Origin of the sequence: Sphingobacterium sp. UBA6320 (assembly GCF_002440335.1) — a bacterium.
Lineage (GTDB): Bacteria > Bacteroidota > Bacteroidia > Sphingobacteriales > Sphingobacteriaceae > Sphingobacterium.
In genome coordinates this window covers 115,017-132,081 of the sequence record NZ_DJTA01000002.1, presented here as the reverse complement: position 1 = coordinate 132,081, position 17,065 = coordinate 115,017, and the positions used below count along the sequence as shown (strand labels likewise).

12 protein-coding genes are annotated in these 17,065 nt (G+C 35.0%); 7 read left to right on the top strand and 5 right to left on the bottom strand.

From position 1 onward, the window contains the following. Window positions 1–10 precede the first annotated feature (10 nt). The 5 genes from B3P23_RS00930 to B3P23_RS00910 all read left to right on the top strand — a co-directional run bounded on the left by B3P23_RS00930 (window position 11) and on the right by B3P23_RS00910 (window position 7,917). Window positions 11–3,673, top strand: a complete 3,663-nt coding sequence (locus tag B3P23_RS00930) for a SusC/RagA family TonB-linked outer membrane protein (protein WP_293923718.1) — start codon at window positions 11–13, stop codon at window positions 3,671–3,673. 4 nt (window positions 3,674–3,677) lie between these two features. Beyond that, a complete protein-coding gene (locus B3P23_RS00925; RefSeq protein ID WP_293923716.1) occupies window positions 3,678–5,279 on the top strand; it encodes a RagB/SusD family nutrient uptake outer membrane protein in 1,602 nt (533 codons plus the stop codon). A 2-nt stretch (window positions 5,280–5,281) separates the two neighbouring features. Beyond that, window positions 5,282–6,196, top strand: coding sequence for a zinc-binding metallopeptidase (locus B3P23_RS00920; protein WP_293923713.1), 915 nt, complete (start codon window positions 5,282–5,284; stop codon window positions 6,194–6,196). Window positions 6,197–6,201: 5 nt separating this feature from the next. Then, the gene (locus B3P23_RS00915; RefSeq protein ID WP_293923710.1) at window positions 6,202–7,065 is read left to right on the top strand and encodes a DUF4302 domain-containing protein; all 864 of its coding nucleotides are present in this window, start codon (window positions 6,202–6,204) and stop codon (window positions 7,063–7,065) included. Between the two features lie 228 nt (window positions 7,066–7,293). After that, window positions 7,294–7,917, top strand: coding sequence for a hypothetical protein (locus tag B3P23_RS00910; protein ID WP_293923707.1), 624 nt, complete (start codon window positions 7,294–7,296; stop codon window positions 7,915–7,917). 1,685 nt (window positions 7,918–9,602) lie between these two features. Here the strand turns inward: B3P23_RS00910 and acs are convergent. Next, a complete protein-coding gene (acs, locus tag B3P23_RS00905; RefSeq protein WP_248755628.1) occupies window positions 9,603–11,519 on the bottom strand; it encodes an acetate--CoA ligase in 1,917 nt (638 codons plus the stop codon). A gap of 181 nt (window positions 11,520–11,700) precedes the next feature. Here acs and B3P23_RS00900 point away from each other — a divergent pair, with 181 nt between their 5' ends. Then, on the top strand, window positions 11,701–12,570 hold the full coding sequence (locus B3P23_RS00900; RefSeq protein WP_293923703.1) for a hypothetical protein: 870 nt from the start codon (window positions 11,701–11,703) through the stop codon (window positions 12,568–12,570). A 15-nt stretch (window positions 12,571–12,585) separates the two neighbouring features. Here B3P23_RS00900 and B3P23_RS00895 read toward each other — a convergent pair whose 3' ends face one another. Genes B3P23_RS00895 through rsmA form a run of 4 tightly spaced genes read right to left on the bottom strand, consistent with a single transcriptional unit; the run spans window position 12,586 to window position 16,378 of the window. Next, window positions 12,586–13,518, bottom strand: a complete 933-nt coding sequence (locus B3P23_RS00895) for an NAD(P)-dependent oxidoreductase (protein WP_293923700.1) — start codon at window positions 13,516–13,518, stop codon at window positions 12,586–12,588. A gap of 8 nt (window positions 13,519–13,526) precedes the next feature. After that, the gene (locus B3P23_RS00890) at window positions 13,527–14,672 is read right to left on the bottom strand and encodes an FAD-dependent monooxygenase (protein ID WP_293923697.1); all 1,146 of its coding nucleotides are present in this window, start codon (window positions 14,670–14,672) and stop codon (window positions 13,527–13,529) included. 15 nt (window positions 14,673–14,687) lie between these two features. Then, the gene (locus B3P23_RS00885; RefSeq protein ID WP_293923694.1) at window positions 14,688–15,563 is read right to left on the bottom strand and encodes a hypothetical protein; all 876 of its coding nucleotides are present in this window, start codon (window positions 15,561–15,563) and stop codon (window positions 14,688–14,690) included. A gap of 35 nt (window positions 15,564–15,598) precedes the next feature. Further along, complete coding sequence (gene rsmA / locus B3P23_RS00880; protein ID WP_248755633.1) at window positions 15,599–16,378, bottom strand: 16S rRNA (adenine(1518)-N(6)/adenine(1519)-N(6))-dimethyltransferase RsmA; 780 nt, start codon at window positions 16,376–16,378, stop codon at window positions 15,599–15,601. A 193-nt stretch (window positions 16,379–16,571) separates the two neighbouring features. Here rsmA and B3P23_RS00875 point away from each other — a divergent pair, with 193 nt between their 5' ends. After that, entirely contained in the window at window positions 16,572–17,063 is a 492-nt protein-coding gene (locus B3P23_RS00875) for a GNAT family N-acetyltransferase (RefSeq protein WP_293923692.1), read from the top strand. Window positions 17,064–17,065 lie beyond the last annotated feature (2 nt).

The window sequence follows — 17,065 nt, the reverse complement described above, 5'->3', positions numbered from 1 at the left end:
ATGTAAATGTATGAATAACTTACCATTTGGCAAAAAGCGACCTTGGGATTCTCAAGACTCGTTATTTTGCAAACCTTTACGTATTATGAAAATTAGTACCTTTTTAATGTTTGCGTTCGTCACTGGTGTCCAGGCTGAAGGTATTGCGCAAAAGGTCAACCTTAATCTCAAAAATGTTAAGGTTGAAGATGCGTTATCAGCTATTGGCAAGCAAACGAAGCATCGTTTCCTTTACAGTGATGATGTCACTAAAGGAGCGAAACGAATTAGTTTAAATTTAAAAAATGCAAGTCTTGAAGATGCACTTGAGCAAGTTTTAAACGACAATAATTATTCTTATAAGGTTATTGCTAATACGATAACGGTTAACAATATTCCCAAAAGTACAACTAAGACAACTGAAGAGGTAGTACAAAATGTTGTTACAGGTACAGTAAAAGATAAAGACGGAAAGCCTTTAAGTGGCGCTAGCATAACTGTAAAAGGAGGTTCTGTATCCACGCAAACAGATGAAAGAGGTAATTTTAAAATAAATGCCGATGCGAATGCAGTATTGACAGTTCGTTATGTAGGCTTTTCAAGTAAAGAAATATCTCTCGGAGGACGCTCAAGTGTATCAATTACACTCGAAAGCAGTGCTGAAAATATAGAGGAAGTTGTTATCACGGGTTTAGGAGCTAAGATCGATAAAAGAACTTTTACAGGAGCAACAGCTAAGGTTAATATGAAAGATATTGAACTTGGAGGTTTGCCTGATCCTTCAAGAGCCCTAGAAGGTCGTGTGGCAGGTGTATCTGTTCAAAATACCACAGGTACTTTTGGTTCTGCACCCAAAATCCGTGTTCGTGGCGCTACTTCTATCTATGGTAGTTCAAAACCGCTTTGGGTAATTGATGGAATCATTATAGAGGATGTATCAAATGTTTCATCAGATGATTTATCTTCAGGAGATGCACTAACGTTGATCAGTTCTGCTGTTGCTGGATTAAATGCTAATGATATCGAGTCTTTTACAGTATTGAAAGATGGATCCGCGACCTCTATTTATGGTGCACGCGCCATGGGTGGAGTAATTGTAATTACGACAAAGAAAGGTATTGCAGGAAGGAATTCCGCAAGTTATGTTGGTGAATTCACTTCAAGAGCTATCCCTTCTTATAATAATTTCAATATTATGAATTCCCAAGAACAGATGGCATTTAATCAAACTCTAGAACAACGAGGATGGTTAACGATGGCAGATGTTGCCAGTCGATCAGAATCGGGAGTATATGGTAAAATGTATGAGTTGATTAAGTCTGGCCAATTAGAAAATACCCAAGAATCTCGAAATGCATACTTGAGAGAAGCTGAATACCGTAACACAGATTGGTTTGAACAATTGTTTAGTAAAACAATTATGCAAAATCATTCAGTCAGCCTGTCTTCGGGTACTGAAAAAGCGCAGTATTATACTTCTATAAGTGGTGTATTTGATAATGGATGGGCAAAGAAATCCGATGTGAAAAGATACACTGGAATGTTTAATGCATCATATAACTTATTTGATAACTTAAAGCTAGACTTGAGAACAAATGGATCGTATAGAGATCAAAGTGCTCCAGGTACTTTAGGTTCGTCTGTTGATCGTGTTTCTATGCAGATTAAGAGAGATTTCGATATTAATCCATACTCTTATGCTCTAAATACTTCGCGTACGCTTGATCCCAATGAGTTTTATACGCGTAACTATGCACCTTTTAATATTTTGCATGAATTGGATAACAATTATATGGATATTAATGCTGCCGATATCAAGTTTCAAGGTGAATTAAAGTGGAAACCGATCAAAGCTTTGGAATTAGGGATATTAGCAGCGACCAGATATCAACAAACGTCACAACAGCATTACATTAAAGACGAGTCCAATCAGGCTTTAGCGTACCGTTGGATGCCTACGACGTTTATCCGTGATGCAAACCCTTTTTTATATACAGATCCTGATGATCCATACGCAGTACCAGTTTCTGTATTGCCATATGGGGGTATCTATAATCGTACAGATAATAAGATGCTAGCACAGGATTTTCGTTTTACTGCCGCATTTGACAAGACGTTTAATGATATTCATAAATTGTATGTGTTTACTGGAGCAGAGTCAAATTCTGTAGATCGTAATAACAATTGGTTCAGAGGGTGGGGCTTACAATATGAATTAGGTGAGATTCCATTTATCGATTATAAGTTATTCAAGAAAAGTCAAGAGGAAAATGCAGATTATTATTCCATTGATAGAAAGAAAAATGGCGATATATCTCCAGCACGAAATCGACAAGTAGCATTTTACGGTACCGCTAATTATACCTATGATAACCGTTACACCATTAATGGTACCTTACGTTACGAAGGAACAAACCGTTTAGGGCGTACTACATCTTCACGGTGGATGCCAACCTATAATGTTTCCGGAATGTGGAATGTTATGGAAGAAAGCTTTTTTAAAGATCTTGAGACACCGTTTTCAAATTTAAGTTTCAAAGGTTCTTATAGTTTAACAGCGGATAGAGGGCCAGATTTTGTCACAAATTCAAAAATTATTATTCAAAGTTATAACCCTTGGCGTCCAAGTACTTCAGATAAGGAGACGGGTTTGAATATTAATAGTTTGGAAAATTCTGAGTTAACGTATGAGAAAAAGCATGAGTTAAATATTGGTACTTCAATCGGGTTATTTAAAAATCGGATTGCTTTCGATGTTGATTATTACCAACGTAAAAACTTTGATTTAATCGGCATCGTAAATACACAAGGACTTGGTGGAGAAATAACTAAGTATGGTAATGTTGCGGATATGAAGTCCAGTGGTTTAGAATTGAGCCTTTCCGGTACAATCATAAGGAACGAAAGCTTCTCATGGACCTCTAGTTTCATTTATGCAAAAGCGAAGAACAAAATAACATCTTTAGAGAACAACAGTAGAGTTTCAGATCTAGTAGCCGCTGGTGGTTATGGAGTAGAGGGTTATCCCGTAAGACCATTGTTTTCTATTCCATTTAATAGAATTATACAAAATGGTTTGCCTGTGTATAATTACATTGATGGGCAAGAAACAACGACAGGTGTTTATTTCCAGAATCGTGACAATATAGATTTCTTAAAATATGAAGGGCCTACAGATCCTACAGATATGGGTAGTTTTGGTAACGTATTTTCATATAAAAATTTTAAACTAAATGTCTTCCTAACCTATTCTTTTGGAAATGTGATTCGATTGGACCCTGCCTATAAAACAGGTTACAGCGACCTTGATGCTACACCAAGAGAATTTAGAGATGCTTGGACTGTTCCTGGTGAAGAAGCATTTACTAATGTTCCCGTTATCTTAGACTCTCGTTTTATTCGTAATAATAGCCAATACAGCTATGCTTATAATGCGTATAACTATTCTACCGAGACAGTGGCAAAAGGTGACTTTATTCGACTAAAAGATATTTCATTAGCATATGAGTTGCCAAAGCATTTTGTGCAATCTATCCATATGTCAAATATTGGTCTTCGATTCAATGTCATTAATCCATGGTTAATCTATGCGGATAAACGTCTTAATGGACAAGATCCAGAGTTTGTAAACTCAGGAGGGGTAGCGTTACCAATTGCAAAACAATATACTTTAACCTTAAAAATGGGATTCTAAGAATATGAAAAAAAGATTATCATATATATTAATTTCAGCTGGAATACTAGCAACAGGACTTTCTTCTTGTAAGAAGTACCTTGATGTATTACCCGATAATAGAGCTGAGTTAAATACTACGGACAAAATAGGTAAGATGTTAGTCGGTGCTTATCCTGAAAATGCTTATGTAATGGTTGCTGAATTATCGTCCGATAACGTCGATGATGTAGGACCTGTTTACTTAAATTACTCACGTTTTTTAGAAGAAATTTATAAGTGGCAAGATATTACTGAAAGTAATAATGATGGTATTGACAATATTTGGAGTGCTTGTTATAGTGCAATTGGAAGTGCTAATGCGGCATTACAAGCTATAGAAGAGGAAGGCAATCCTGCTAGTTTAAATGCTCAAAAAGGTGAAGCACTGTTAGCGCGTGCTTATAACCACTGGATTTTGGTAAACATGTTTGCACATAATTATTCGAAAAAGTATTCATCTACTGATTTGGGGATTACTTATATGACAAAGGGGGAAACAACTTTAGATCCAAAATACGAAAGAAATACAGTTGAAGAAGTTTATAATTTTATTAAAAAAGATGTTGAAGAAGGCTTACCTCTAATCAATGATGCTTCTTATGCTAATTCAAGTGTAGCAAAATATCACTTTAATCGTGCGGCTGCATATACCTTCGCTTCTCGTTTGGCATTATTTATGGAAGATTGGGCTAAAGTAGTAGAATACTCTAGCGAAGCATTAGGTAGCAATCCAGCTACGACATTAAGAGATTATGCTACTATTGCTTCTTTTGCTGCGGCATATGGTAATATTACCAGAGAATATAATGCTAGTGCTAGAAAAGCAAACTTTCTAATTTCTACTGCCTATTCTGCTATGGGTACAACGTTTGGCGGCTACACTACAAACAATAGAATTAGTCATGCGGGAACAATTGCAAAGTTTGAAACAACTTTCGCTCGTCAAGTTTTTGGTACAGCTACTTTAAGTACAGATTATAGAATTCGTGTATTTGGATATACAAGTACGACAGCGAATAAAGTAATTTTTCCTCATGTCGCTTATATGTTTGAGTATACGGATCAAGTAGCAGGTATCGGATTTTCAAGAGGGGTATTTGCACCGATTACTTCGGAAGAAGCATTATTAAATAGAGCTGAAGCAAATATTCATTTAAAAAATTATGCCGCTGCTATTGCTGATATGCAAATTCATGTTAATAACAACACCATTAACAATCCTTCAGTTTTAAGTGAATCGTCCATTAATACTTGGGCAAATTCATTTGCTTATTTTACAGCATCAGCACCAACACCCAAAAAGAAATTGAATCCTGATTTTGCGATTGAAACAGGTACACAAGAGAATATGATTCATGCCGTATTATCTTTAAAGCGCTTACAATTTCTTCATACAGGTTTAAGATGGTTTGATGTAAAACGTTATGGAATCGAAATAACAAGAAGAATAGCTCCAGCAGTTTTTAATGCTACAAGCTTTCCAATAACCGAAACAGAAAACATTTTGAAAATCAGAGATAATCGTCGTGCTATTCAACTTCCTCAAGATGTAATTAATGCTGGTTTAACTTCTAATCCTAGATAAAGATGAAAGTGAATTATAAATTAATACCTATATTAATATCATGTGGTCTACTATTTTCCGCATGTAGCAAAGAAGATAAATTGGATTCTAAAAGTGTTTTTGTGGATTCAGAAATTCCTAAAAATGCTTTAGATAATTATTTATATAATACTTATACTAAACCTTACAATGTTGAGATATTGTATAAGTATGTTGATAAGGAGTCTGATATGACTTATCGTTTAGTACCAGCCCCTTATGAGTCCTCCATTCGGCTGTCTAAACTCATGAATTTTCTTATAATGGAACCGTACACTGAAGTGGCAGGCAGTAAACAATTTTTGAAAAATAACTTTCCGAAAATTATAACCTATACTGGGTCAGTACCTGTTCAGACAAATGGTGTTATTATTTTAGGAACAGCAGAATCAGGAACTAAGGTATCCCTATATAATTTGTTAGGATTGAATGAAACTAGTGGTAAAGATGTTGCATTTTTAACAGGTCAGTTTTTTAAGACGATCCATCATGAGTTTCAACATATCTTGAATCAAAACAAGGCTTATCCGAGTAATTTTAAGGAAATTACTGGGACGAGTTATGTTGAGGATGATTGGAACTCAACATATCCTGCAACAGCAGTAGGAATAGGAAATGCTATTGCAGCTGGTTTTATTTCACCTTATGCTTCAAAAGCTGATACGGAAGATTTTGCTGAATTGTATTCTTATTATGTAACACGTAGTCAGGCTGATTTTGATGCTATGCTTAATGTCACAGGATCCACAGCAGCTGGAAGAGCTCTAATTTTATCAAAATTGGCAATTGTTAAATCTTATATGAAATCTGAATGGGAGATAGATATGGATGTTTTGCGTGCAAATATTCTAGCTCGTTATCCTCAACTTAGCACCTTTGACCAAACAACTTTAAATTAAGAAAAATGAAATTAAAACTATTTATTTTAGGAATAACCATTTTGTCTTTGAGCGCAAGTTGTGAAAAGAAAATGGATTATATTTTTGATGAAAGTCCTACCGATCGTTTAAATGCAAGTGTTTCTAATGTTTACTCTACACTGCAGTCTAATAAAGATGGATGGCTTATTAAATATTTTCCGAGTAGTGCATTAGAATTTGGTGGATATACTTTATTTGCAAAATTCAATAATGCTGTAGATGTTACTATTGAGGGAGATTTTACGACTCTGGCGGCACAAAATAGTACCTATACCGTTGTACCTGGAGCAGGACCTATTTTAACTTTAGATACATACAATAGAATCTTTCATTATTTTGCATTACCTGGATATTTTAATAGGAGTAGTAGTTATTTTTTACCTGGTTTTGTAACGGCTCAACTTGGAGCGATTAATGAAGGAATGAAGGGCGAAAATGATTTCTTGGTAACAAAAGTTTCCGCAGATTCAGTTGTTATGGAAGGGCGAAAGTCTTATAATAAGATTGTTCTCTTACCAATTAAATCGAGTGAGGCTTCTTCAATTGTTACAACCTATCGTTCGGCAATAATAAAATTTCATGCATTTTCAAATTATAAATTTGAAGTTGGTACAGAATCAATTCCTGCAACATTTGCCACAGCACTTACGAAACGTGCTTTATTGATTGCAGGCAATACTAAGCCTTATTCATATCGCTATACACCGACTGGTCTCGATTTTTATACCGAGTACGATGTTAACGGAGTTAAGTTTAGAGAATTGAAATATGTTGAACCAACAGGGACATATATAAAAGGATACTTTACTAATGACGCTGGTACCATTAAGTTAGTACCACAAAGTTAATTACTGCAACATTATTGTTGTTGTGATGAGTAAGCAACAATAATGTTTCATATGTTTATTTAAAGGCCTTTTCAGTTTATCTGGAAAGGCTTTTTCATAGTATGAAGGTGATTTGTTTTTTTAAATTTTAAATGTAATAATATCTTACCCTTTATTGTCTTGCTTTATAATATACAATTAAAATTGATTATGAAATATTTATCTACAGGGCTGTTGGCTCTATTAACAATGAATCTCCTAGCGCAGGAGCAAAGCTCAAAAAGAAAGTACCTACCGATTGAGATTATGTATTTTGGCGGTGTTCAATTTAATCACGCTGGTAATTTAAATTCGGTATTGAAAGATTCGGATGCAGGGCAAATTCCTTTATTTGGATGGAATGCTGGACTAGGTACAGCTTATCGTATTAATAAAACGTTAATCGGAGTGAATTTTAGTTTATCAACAAATGGTAAAAAAAATAACACCTTGAATACTGGAGATTTTACCATATATGTAGCGAGTAATGCTATACGAACTGGTAATTTAGTCTTTAGTCCTCAACTTGGCTTAGGCGCTCAATCATCTACTTTTATTATTGAAAAGCAAAATATGAATGGAACCTTTCAAGATTTTTTAACGAATCAATCAAATGAGACTAAGTTGGAGCATACAGCAGCTATAGTTGATATTAGCGTTGCATTGAAGACGACTAATAAAGATCGTACCCTGTTCTCTCCAGAGTGTAGAGTCGGTTATAAATCTTCTATTTCTGCTAATGAGTGGAAAGTAACGAATGCCACAGTTACCAATGCGCCGAAGGATAGATTAGGCAGTTTTTACCTGCAATTAGCTTGGGGTATAGGAAGATAAAATATACGTGTAATTATATCTTATCTCCTTAAAATGTCGATTTTTAATATTTGGTCAAAACAATATGTGCTTTAGGCACATATTGTTTTTTAACATGATTGATTCCCAATATGTTAAAATTACCCTTTTTACCTTGAAGTAAAAAGTTTTTATAGTTACAAAGTGTCTTATAATAATCTATGAATCCATTCAAGTTATTGATAGTTGTGATTCTACTTAAGTAATTTTGCCCATGTCTTGTATTTCCCCTGCTACTTAGCATATTTCTGACGCTTCAACTTTTTTGTCTCTCATGCAAATTTATTTTGCGACGTTGAGCAGTAATACCTATTGTAACTATATTTAAAAACATACCATCCACCAAAATTCACAGACCATTTCACAAACATTTTTCTCAACAGAATGAAGGTAAATTTGTTTTAATTTTGAAAAAGACTCCGTGAGAATTAATCTTGTATTCGAACAAAGTCACTTTCATTATCATTCAGTATATAGTGAAAGGATTTCTTTAGATCTAGTATACACAACTATAAAGATATGGGTTCTTTTGTGCGTAATGTATTGCACTACGCTGCAATACAAATAGGAAAGGAGTGCAATATATCTTAAACCTGTAACCATGGTCTGAAAATAGTGATATCATGGTGAAAATACTATAAACACGGACTTAACACGGACTCACCACGCACTTAACACGGATTCTTATTGGATTTATGCTGTATAGTGTAAGAATATAATATGTACAATGGGTGAAGAAAACTCGAATATCCGGCTTACATTCGCTATACTTATTGATCAGCTTACAACAATGAAAATTAGGTTTATGACACTTTAAACAATGTTTTTTTTAGATATTTAGTAAAGGGTTATCAGCATCCTCAAGGGATGGATTGGTATAAGCTTGATTTACGTGTGATCGGATAACGATGCATCAGCGAGTCCGAGTCAAAAATGAAAATCGCATACTTTTAAGTCTATTTATAAGCTTCGATTTGCGATAAAGTGTTCATAAGTAATCAATAGCATCACGATATCAGATTCAGTAGTATGATTGTACATTGTCATAATAATCATAGGTGTATTATTATATGTTTGCCGATGTAAGTTAATTTTTGGCCCTGATGGTATTTTGACAAATTCATTTTTTGATCTATTGGAGAGAAAGTGTGATTAAAAAAAATCCGACAGTTGCAAGTTTAATAAAATATAGGGTTACAATCTATTGTTGCATCGATAAATTTCTCATTGTTAATACAAAATTTGATTAAACTATTGAAAATAAAAAAAGGTTTTCAGACGGGGAGAATGAAAACCTTTTATAACCAATTATAAACCTATTAAGGTGTTGTAAATATATAGTTTTTTTTATGATTACCAATGTTATTTTTGTTTTTTTTTATTATTTTTTCCTCATTTTAATGAAAATTATGGTTATTTTTTTTATTTACCCATAAAATTATGATGTTTTTACTTTTTTTGATGAGTTTTTCGATTATTTTATATTGTGAAATGTTTTAAAATTACTTTTTTTAAAGAATTTTGTTTAATTTTTAATGTTAATATAAGTTTTTTTTTGTTTATTCTATTTAAATAGAATATTTTTCAATAAATATGATGTATTGTCTATAAAAACAGAAGCCACCTGATGAGGTGGCTTCTGTTTTTATAAAAATATTAAGTTTTTTTTATTTCTTCAAGTTATCAGCTCCTTCGATGATGGCATCAACAACAGCTGGATCTTGTAAGGTAGAAGTATCTCCTAAATTTGATCTTTCCCCTTCTGCAATTTTTCTAAGGATGCGACGCATGATTTTTCCAGAGCGAGTTTTTGGAAGATCAGATACAAATTGGATAATATCTGGTTTGGCGATAGCACCAATCAATCTCGTAATCGTCTGCATAATATCTTTACGCGTACTTTCATCATCGATATGATGGTGTGCGATTACGTAGGCATAAATACCTTGTCCTTTTACAGGGTGTGGATAACCTACTATTGCCGATTCGACAACATCAGAGTGCATATTGATCGCATTCTCTACTTCGGCAGTACCAATACGGTGCCCTGAAACATTTAACACATCATCTACACGGCCAGTGATTTTGTAGTATCCTTCAGGGTTTCTATAGCAACCATCACCGGTGAAGTACATGTTTTCATAGGTTGCAAAATAGGTTTGACGACAACGCTCATGATCCCCCCAAGTGGTACGTAACATACCTGGCCATGGGAACTTGATACATAGATTGCCAGAGACATCATTTCCTTCAATCTCTTTTCCATTTTCGTCCATAAGGGCTGGTTGCACCCCTGGTAATGGCAACATCGCATATCCCGGTATAGTAGGTGAAATCCCAGCCATAGGAGCGATTAAGATACCGCCATTTTCAGTCTGCCACCAGGTATCAACAATTGGTGCTTTTTCTTTACCCACTTTGCTATTGTACCAGTGCCATGCTTCTTCATTGATAGGCTCTCCAACAGATCCCAGTTTGCGGATGCTGCTCAGATCTTTACCGTCAATAAACGAATCGCCAAAGGCCATTAACGAACGGATAGCTGTTGGTGCTGTATATAAAATATTGACTTTATACTTTTCAACGATATCCCATAGACGACCAGCGTCAGGAAACGTTGGTGTTCCCTCAAACATCAATGAAGTAGCTCCCTGCGAGAGTGGACCATAGACAATATAAGAGTGACCTGTAATCCAACCAATATCTGCAGTACAGAAATATACTTCTCCTTGCTGATATTGAAATACATTTGAGAAAGTATAACCCGTGTAGACCATATAACCACCTGTGGTATGCACGACTCCTTTTGGTTTTCCTGTAGATCCGGAGGTGTAAAGGATAAATAACGTATCTTCCGAATCCATCTCTTCAGCAGGACAAGCTGGGTTTCCTTGTGTTTCTACCTTCTTGATCTCGTCTTCCCACCAGACATCACGACCTTTGATCATGGATACAGGTGTACGCGTTCTTGTCAATACAATTACTTTTTCAACCGTGTCGCATTGCATCAGCGCATCGTCTACAATGCTCTTTAATTCCAATACTTTTGGACCGCGATAGCTACCATCGGACGTAACCACTACTTTACATGCTGCATCATTGATACGGTCAGCAATAGATTGTGCTGAAAAACCTCCGAATACGACATTATGGATAGCTCCGATACGTGCACATGCCAGAGTTGCAATGACCAATTCAGGTACCATCGGTAAATAAATACACACACGGTCTCCTTTGCGGATATTGTTATTTTTTAGAACATTGGCAAACTGCTCAACCTTCTGTAAAAGTTGTTTGTAAGATAAAATACGATGCGCTTCATTTGGATCATTGGGTTCCCAAATAATAGCTGGTTTATCTCCTAAATTATAAATGTGACGGTCTAGACAATTTTCTGTAATATTTAATTTTCCACCTTCGAACCATTTTACATTAGGTTCCGTGAAATTCCAATTCAGAACATTTGTCCATTTTCTTTTCCAAAAAAAGTTTTCCGCTATCTCTCCCCAGAAAGCTTCCGGGTCTTCTACACTTTTTTTATAAACTTCTTGATATTCTTCAAATGATTTGATTTGTAGACTCATATTTTGGTTTTATTAATTTCAATCCCTAAAAACGCAATTTGGTTGATTAAACAAGTTCATTAGGAATCAGCTAATTTAGTTTTTTTTGCGACAAAAGGCAATTTATAAAATTTATAATTTGAAATTTAACTTTTTTATAACACTATTGTTATATTGCTCATGATATAATAGATTGATCTGTATGGATGTACTAAAAAAAGTATATTATTTTTTGATTTTTAGCAATATACTAATTGCTCTTGCAGCGGCTTCACAATGCGTATTGACATATGTGATCTTGGATCAGGAGATCAATGTTTATATCGCACTAATTGAAGGGGCGGCGACACTTGCTCTTTATAATTTTAGTTTAATCTTATCCAAACCTCAACATCCCGAAAGATCCATATATGCCCGAACAAGATGGGTTTTTAAATACGAACGATTTTTATTGATCAATACCTGTTTAGCAGCATGTATATGTATATGGTGTCTTTTTCATATCCATCTTTATGCGATCTTTTTCTTAGGTATCATCGGGCTTGTGAGTGTATTGTATAGTCTTCCTATCATTCCTTTAAGAGGACGATGGGGGGGATTAAGACAGATTCCAGCAATGAAAATTTTCCATATTGCTTTTGTCTGGGTGTTGAGTAGTATATTTTTACCTTATGTCGAGTTGTACAGCAATAATATTTTGGTAAATCTTAATTTGTTATATTATCTCGCTGGATTGAAGTTCCTGTTCTTGATTATCTGTACATTGCCTTTCGATATTCGGGATATTAAACAAGATTCGTACTATCATCTTCGAACATTGCCTAATATGCTCGGAGAAAGTAGAGCAAAGAGTCTATGCTATTTATTGCTAAGCTTACATAGTCTCTTGATTTTAGGTGCTCCTTATGATCTAGTGCTCAAAATGGGTCTTTTGCTCACCAACGCAATGATTTGCCTTTTGTTGAAATTGATTGTTTTCAAGAGAAATGACCATTACCATTATGCTTATTTATTAGACGTAAGTTTGGTTCTTCAATTTGTAGTGGTTGTCTTTGTCCAATATTTTGCCTGACTTAAATGTAAACGCTTATTTTTTCAAAAGTGAAATAATCTTTTCTGCCACAACATCCGATAGTTTATAGTAACTTTCAAATGTCCAACCGGCTACATGTGGACTTAATAGAACATTGTTTCTACTGGCTAAATCAGAAAACCAGGATTGTTCTGCAAGAGTAGGAAATTTTTCAACAGGTAGCACATCGAAAGCTGCTCCGATGATTTTTCCTTCATCCATCGCTTTTAAAACAGCTGCAACTTCAACAATTCCTCCACGAGCACCTAACAAGAAAAATAAGGGTTTCCGAAAATGATGCAGATATTCTTGATTAATCAACCCTTTAGTTTCTTTAGTTAGCGGTATATGAAAACTAAGTACATCTGCCTGTTTGACCACTTCTTCCATAGAAACTTCTTTGGCAAATTGATCTGTAAATCCTGTCTTATATTTATCATACGCAATCACATTGACATCAAATCCTGAAAGCTTTTTTGCCATTGCTTGTCCATTGTGACCATAGCCAATGAGTGCTACAGTTCTTCCTTTTAATTCATAGCCTCGATTGGGTTCTCGACGCCATACACCATTTTTAATTTCTTGATTTCCGTTGTTGAGATGATTCATTAAAGAAAGTAACATGCCGATCATATGTTCTCCAACAGCGTCTCGATTTCCTTCATTTGCACTGATGAGTTTAATTCCTTTCGATACAGCATAAGTTTCATCGATGTTATCCATACCCGCTCCACAGCGTGCGATAAATTGCAGATTACTTGCTAAATCTATAAACTGTTGGTCAACTTGAAATTTCGATCTGATGATTAATCCAGTATAAGCTACAATTGCATTTTCAGCATCTACTCTAGTGAAGTCTGGATTGTAGTCATATGCAATACCAGCTTGTTCTAATTTTTGAAGAAGTACGGTATGCGCATCATCTACGATTAATACTTTTGTTTTCATTTGATTTTTTATTTCATAAAATCAACACTTAAAAGTGTTTTCAATTGATGTTGTTTGATTTTCTCGGGAAGTATGGTCATCAGCGTATTTCGAGCCATGATACTGATCGGGTTTTGCCATTGTGCGATCTTTCCTATAGTCCAAGAAGTTTCGGTGATATACCGCGTTCTTTTTAATCTCCTTTGTTCGAAATGTTTAAAAGCTAGCGTGACATCCTTTGTCTTCTTCAATTCGTCCACTAATACGGCTACGTCTTCTATCGCTTGGCAAGCACCTTGTCCCATATTTGGAGTAGTTGCATGTCCAGCATCTCCAATAAATAAGATATTGCCTAATGCAAGATGTTTTAGAGGTTTAATATCAATAATATCATTCCAGATGAGTTGTTCGTCTTTTGTTTCTGCTAACACCTTTGGTATAGGATCATGGTAATGAGCAAAATTCAGCCTGAGATCCTCGATGGTATAATTACTATACTGAGCACTATTTGGCTCCGCATTGATGCAAGCATACCAATAGATCTTGTTTCCAACAAGTGGAGTCATTCCAAAACGTCCTTTACTACCCCAGGTCTCGAAACCGGTCTTGAGGTTTATATGGGCATTGTCAATGGTGGCACGCCAACAGGTATAACCTGCATATCGAGGAGCTGAGTCAGGAATTAATTGCTGTCTTAGTCGAGATTTTACACCGTCGGCAACAATCAAATAATCAGTTGTATGTACAGTGCCATCGTCAAAGAAAACAGCAATACCAGCTGTATCCTCTTCAACTTTGAATGCTCTTTTTCCTAAATGTAAGTCCGTGATATTTATTTGCTGGAGTAGAAATTGATGTAAATCGGCACGGTGGATGGCAAAATTATCCTGTTCATATTGCGTGCTGATCTTCTTGGTCTCGGGAGATGCTAGAATTTTCCCTTGTTCATCTAGGATATTATAATTTTCTAAATAATGACCAAGAGGGATCACCCCAGCTTTAAGATCTAAATAGTCAAGTGCCTGTATGGCATTGGCTGCTAATCCAAAGCCAGCACCAATACCTGCTAATATTTTTGCACTTTCAAAGATTGATGCCTGTAGCCCAATCTTATTTAAACCAATTGCTGCGGTTAATCCCGCAACTCCACCACCAATTATCGTAAATCTTTTCACATACAGCGAATTTAATTATTCAATAGTCAAGGTACGATCTTTTTTATTAATGCAAAATTTCAACAGACGTTTTTTAAAGGACGAAATATGCCGATGATAGGGTGTTTTTATCCATTCTTCTGTATCGATCAGATCAGCAACATCTTCGGGCTTATGAGCGGCAAGCAGCTGAGGCATTAAAAAATCTAAAATTTTTTGATGCCACTCTTCTTTATTTCCCCAATAGTGGAGTATCCAGGAATCAGCCACGTTTAAATTTCCGTATTTTTCTAGTACTACGGAGAATGCGAATTGTTCTTTTACACGACAAACAATATTTTGATCACACAATGTGTCATTGAATAAAAGTACATCATCTAATAATTTGATTTTGTCCTGCTGATTTAGTGCGATGATGCCAGAATTCCACATACGAATCGTATCATCCATCACGATATTATTAATTTTTGTACCTCCAATGATTTTCCACATCCTCTTATGGTCGTTGGTAATCTGCTTATCCGACAGGAACCGCTCTTTTAAATGAAGAAAATTATGTCCGGAAGAAAGCTGACCGATCAGTTGATCTAAAGGTGCAATTGCCATCGTATCTGAATCTAAAAAGATGAGGTGACCATCATCTTTTAAAGCAGCATCTTGCATGGCTTTAATTTTAGTCCTATAGAAATATTGAGTAGGGCCTATCCAATTCTCAAATGTCTGAAGATCTATATGGCGAATCTCAATTAACGCTGATAACCACTTATAATATTCAGGATGGTCTGTGTAAATGACATATTTAATTGCTTCGCTTCTAAATTTCACAAGACTGAGCAAACTGAATATGGTCTGAAGGTGATAAGCAAATTTTTCACCTAAAGCGATATATATAAAAGTGGTCTTCAGATTCATTAAAATCAAATCAGGTTAAAAAACAAGATATTAACTTACAGTTCGCTGGCAATTTCATTAGTCAGGACTATAAAGTCATTGACAGTCAGTCTTTCTGCACGTAGCTCGTACAATGGATTGTCAGACATTTTATCTTTTGTAACTACCGCCGACAATGAATTTCGTAATGTTTTTCTTCTTTGATTAAAAGCTGATTTTACCACTCTCCAGAATAACTTTTCATCACAATCTAATTCCTGACGCTCATTTCTAGTCATTCTAATCACCCCAGAAAGCACTTTTGGTGGGGGATTAAATGCACCTGCTTTAACTGTAAAAAGATATTCAACATGATAGTATGCTTGTAAGAAAACACTCAAAATTCCATATTCCTTGCTACCAGCTTTTGCCGTACACCTTTCAGCAACCTCTTTTTGAAACATACCCGTCATCTGAACCACACGATTGCGTTCGTCCAATATTTTAAATAAGATCTGAGATGATATATTATAGGGGAAATTACCGATAATAGCTATTTTTTCATCAAAATGCTTTGCAAAATCCAGCGTCAGAAAATCACCATGAATCAATCGGTGTTCTAACTGAGGATATTTGTCTGCTAAAAATTCGATAGACTCATCATCCACATCAATCATCCATGTTTCATATGCCGTATTTTGCAGTAGGAAATCGGAAAGAACACCCATTCCAGGACCAACCTCTAGTACTTGTGTAAATCCTAACGTAGGATTTAAAGCATCAACTATTTTTTGTGCTGCATTTTTATCATTCAAAAAGTGTTGCCCTAAATGTTTCTTGGCTCTTACTGTACTCATATTATGCTCGTATTTGCTACAAACTTAGATAAATTTGTTTTATTCACAATTTTAATTAAGTCATATAATAAAAAATAAAGTTAACGATTTAATTGCTTTGAGCTCGAAAGTTCGTTCTGCTCTTACAACAATCATTATTTTATTAAGGAAAAAGCAGTAACTTGTCTAGTAGGAATGTAATATGATAAACCCAATGATAGAAAATTTATTATCCGTTTCTTTAGTTAACTATGAAGACGCGCATTATGAACAATTGTCCTATGCGTTAGATGAACAGCAACGTCACTTCACAAAAACTGTATATCAATATATTGTAATTGACGAAGTTCAAAAAATCAAGAATAAATATCCCATTACCATATTATATCAAGAAAATCCTGTTGGTTTTTTCTTATTAGATCGTACTGTGGATCACCTGCTCTTTACGGGTAATCCAAATTCAATATTATTGAGAGGATTATCTTTAAATCCTAGTTTTCAAGGGAAAGGAATCGCAAGACAAGCATTGTTATTATTAGATTCCTTTGTTAAGAGTCTAATTGAGGATATTGATGAGATTGTGCTGACTGTGAATATTGAAAATCATCATGCGTATCAATTATATCGCCAAATAGATTATCAGGACAGTGGTCGATTTAAAAATGGTCGTTATGGTTTACAGCATATGCTTTTTAAACGAATTTGATA

Excerpts from the sequence above, each read along its gene's own strand:
- B3P23_RS00910 (WP_293923707.1), top strand. The coding sequence starts at position 7,294 with ATGAATCTCCTAGCGCAGGAGCAAAGCTCAAAAAGAAAGTACCTACCG.
- rsmA (WP_248755633.1), bottom strand. The coding sequence starts at position 16,378 with ATGAGTACAGTAAGAGCCAAGAAACATTTAGGGCAACACTTTTTGAAT.
- B3P23_RS00915 (WP_293923710.1), top strand. The coding sequence starts at position 6,202 with ATGAAATTAAAACTATTTATTTTAGGAATAACCATTTTGTCTTTGAGC.
- B3P23_RS00900 (WP_293923703.1), top strand. The coding sequence starts at position 11,701 with ATGGATGTACTAAAAAAAGTATATTATTTTTTGATTTTTAGCAATATA.
- B3P23_RS00925 (WP_293923716.1), top strand. The coding sequence starts at position 3,678 with ATGAAAAAAAGATTATCATATATATTAATTTCAGCTGGAATACTAGCA.
- B3P23_RS00930 (WP_293923718.1), top strand. The coding sequence starts at position 11 with ATGAATAACTTACCATTTGGCAAAAAGCGACCTTGGGATTCTCAAGAC.
- B3P23_RS00875 (WP_293923692.1), top strand. The coding sequence starts at position 16,572 with ATGATAGAAAATTTATTATCCGTTTCTTTAGTTAACTATGAAGACGCG.
- B3P23_RS00920 (WP_293923713.1), top strand. The coding sequence starts at position 5,282 with ATGAAAGTGAATTATAAATTAATACCTATATTAATATCATGTGGTCTA.
- B3P23_RS00895 (WP_293923700.1), bottom strand. The coding sequence starts at position 13,518 with ATGAAAACAAAAGTATTAATCGTAGATGATGCGCATACCGTACTTCTT.
- B3P23_RS00885 (WP_293923694.1), bottom strand. The coding sequence starts at position 15,563 with ATGAATCTGAAGACCACTTTTATATATATCGCTTTAGGTGAAAAATTT.
- acs (WP_248755628.1), bottom strand. The coding sequence starts at position 11,519 with ATGAGTCTACAAATCAAATCATTTGAAGAATATCAAGAAGTTTATAAA.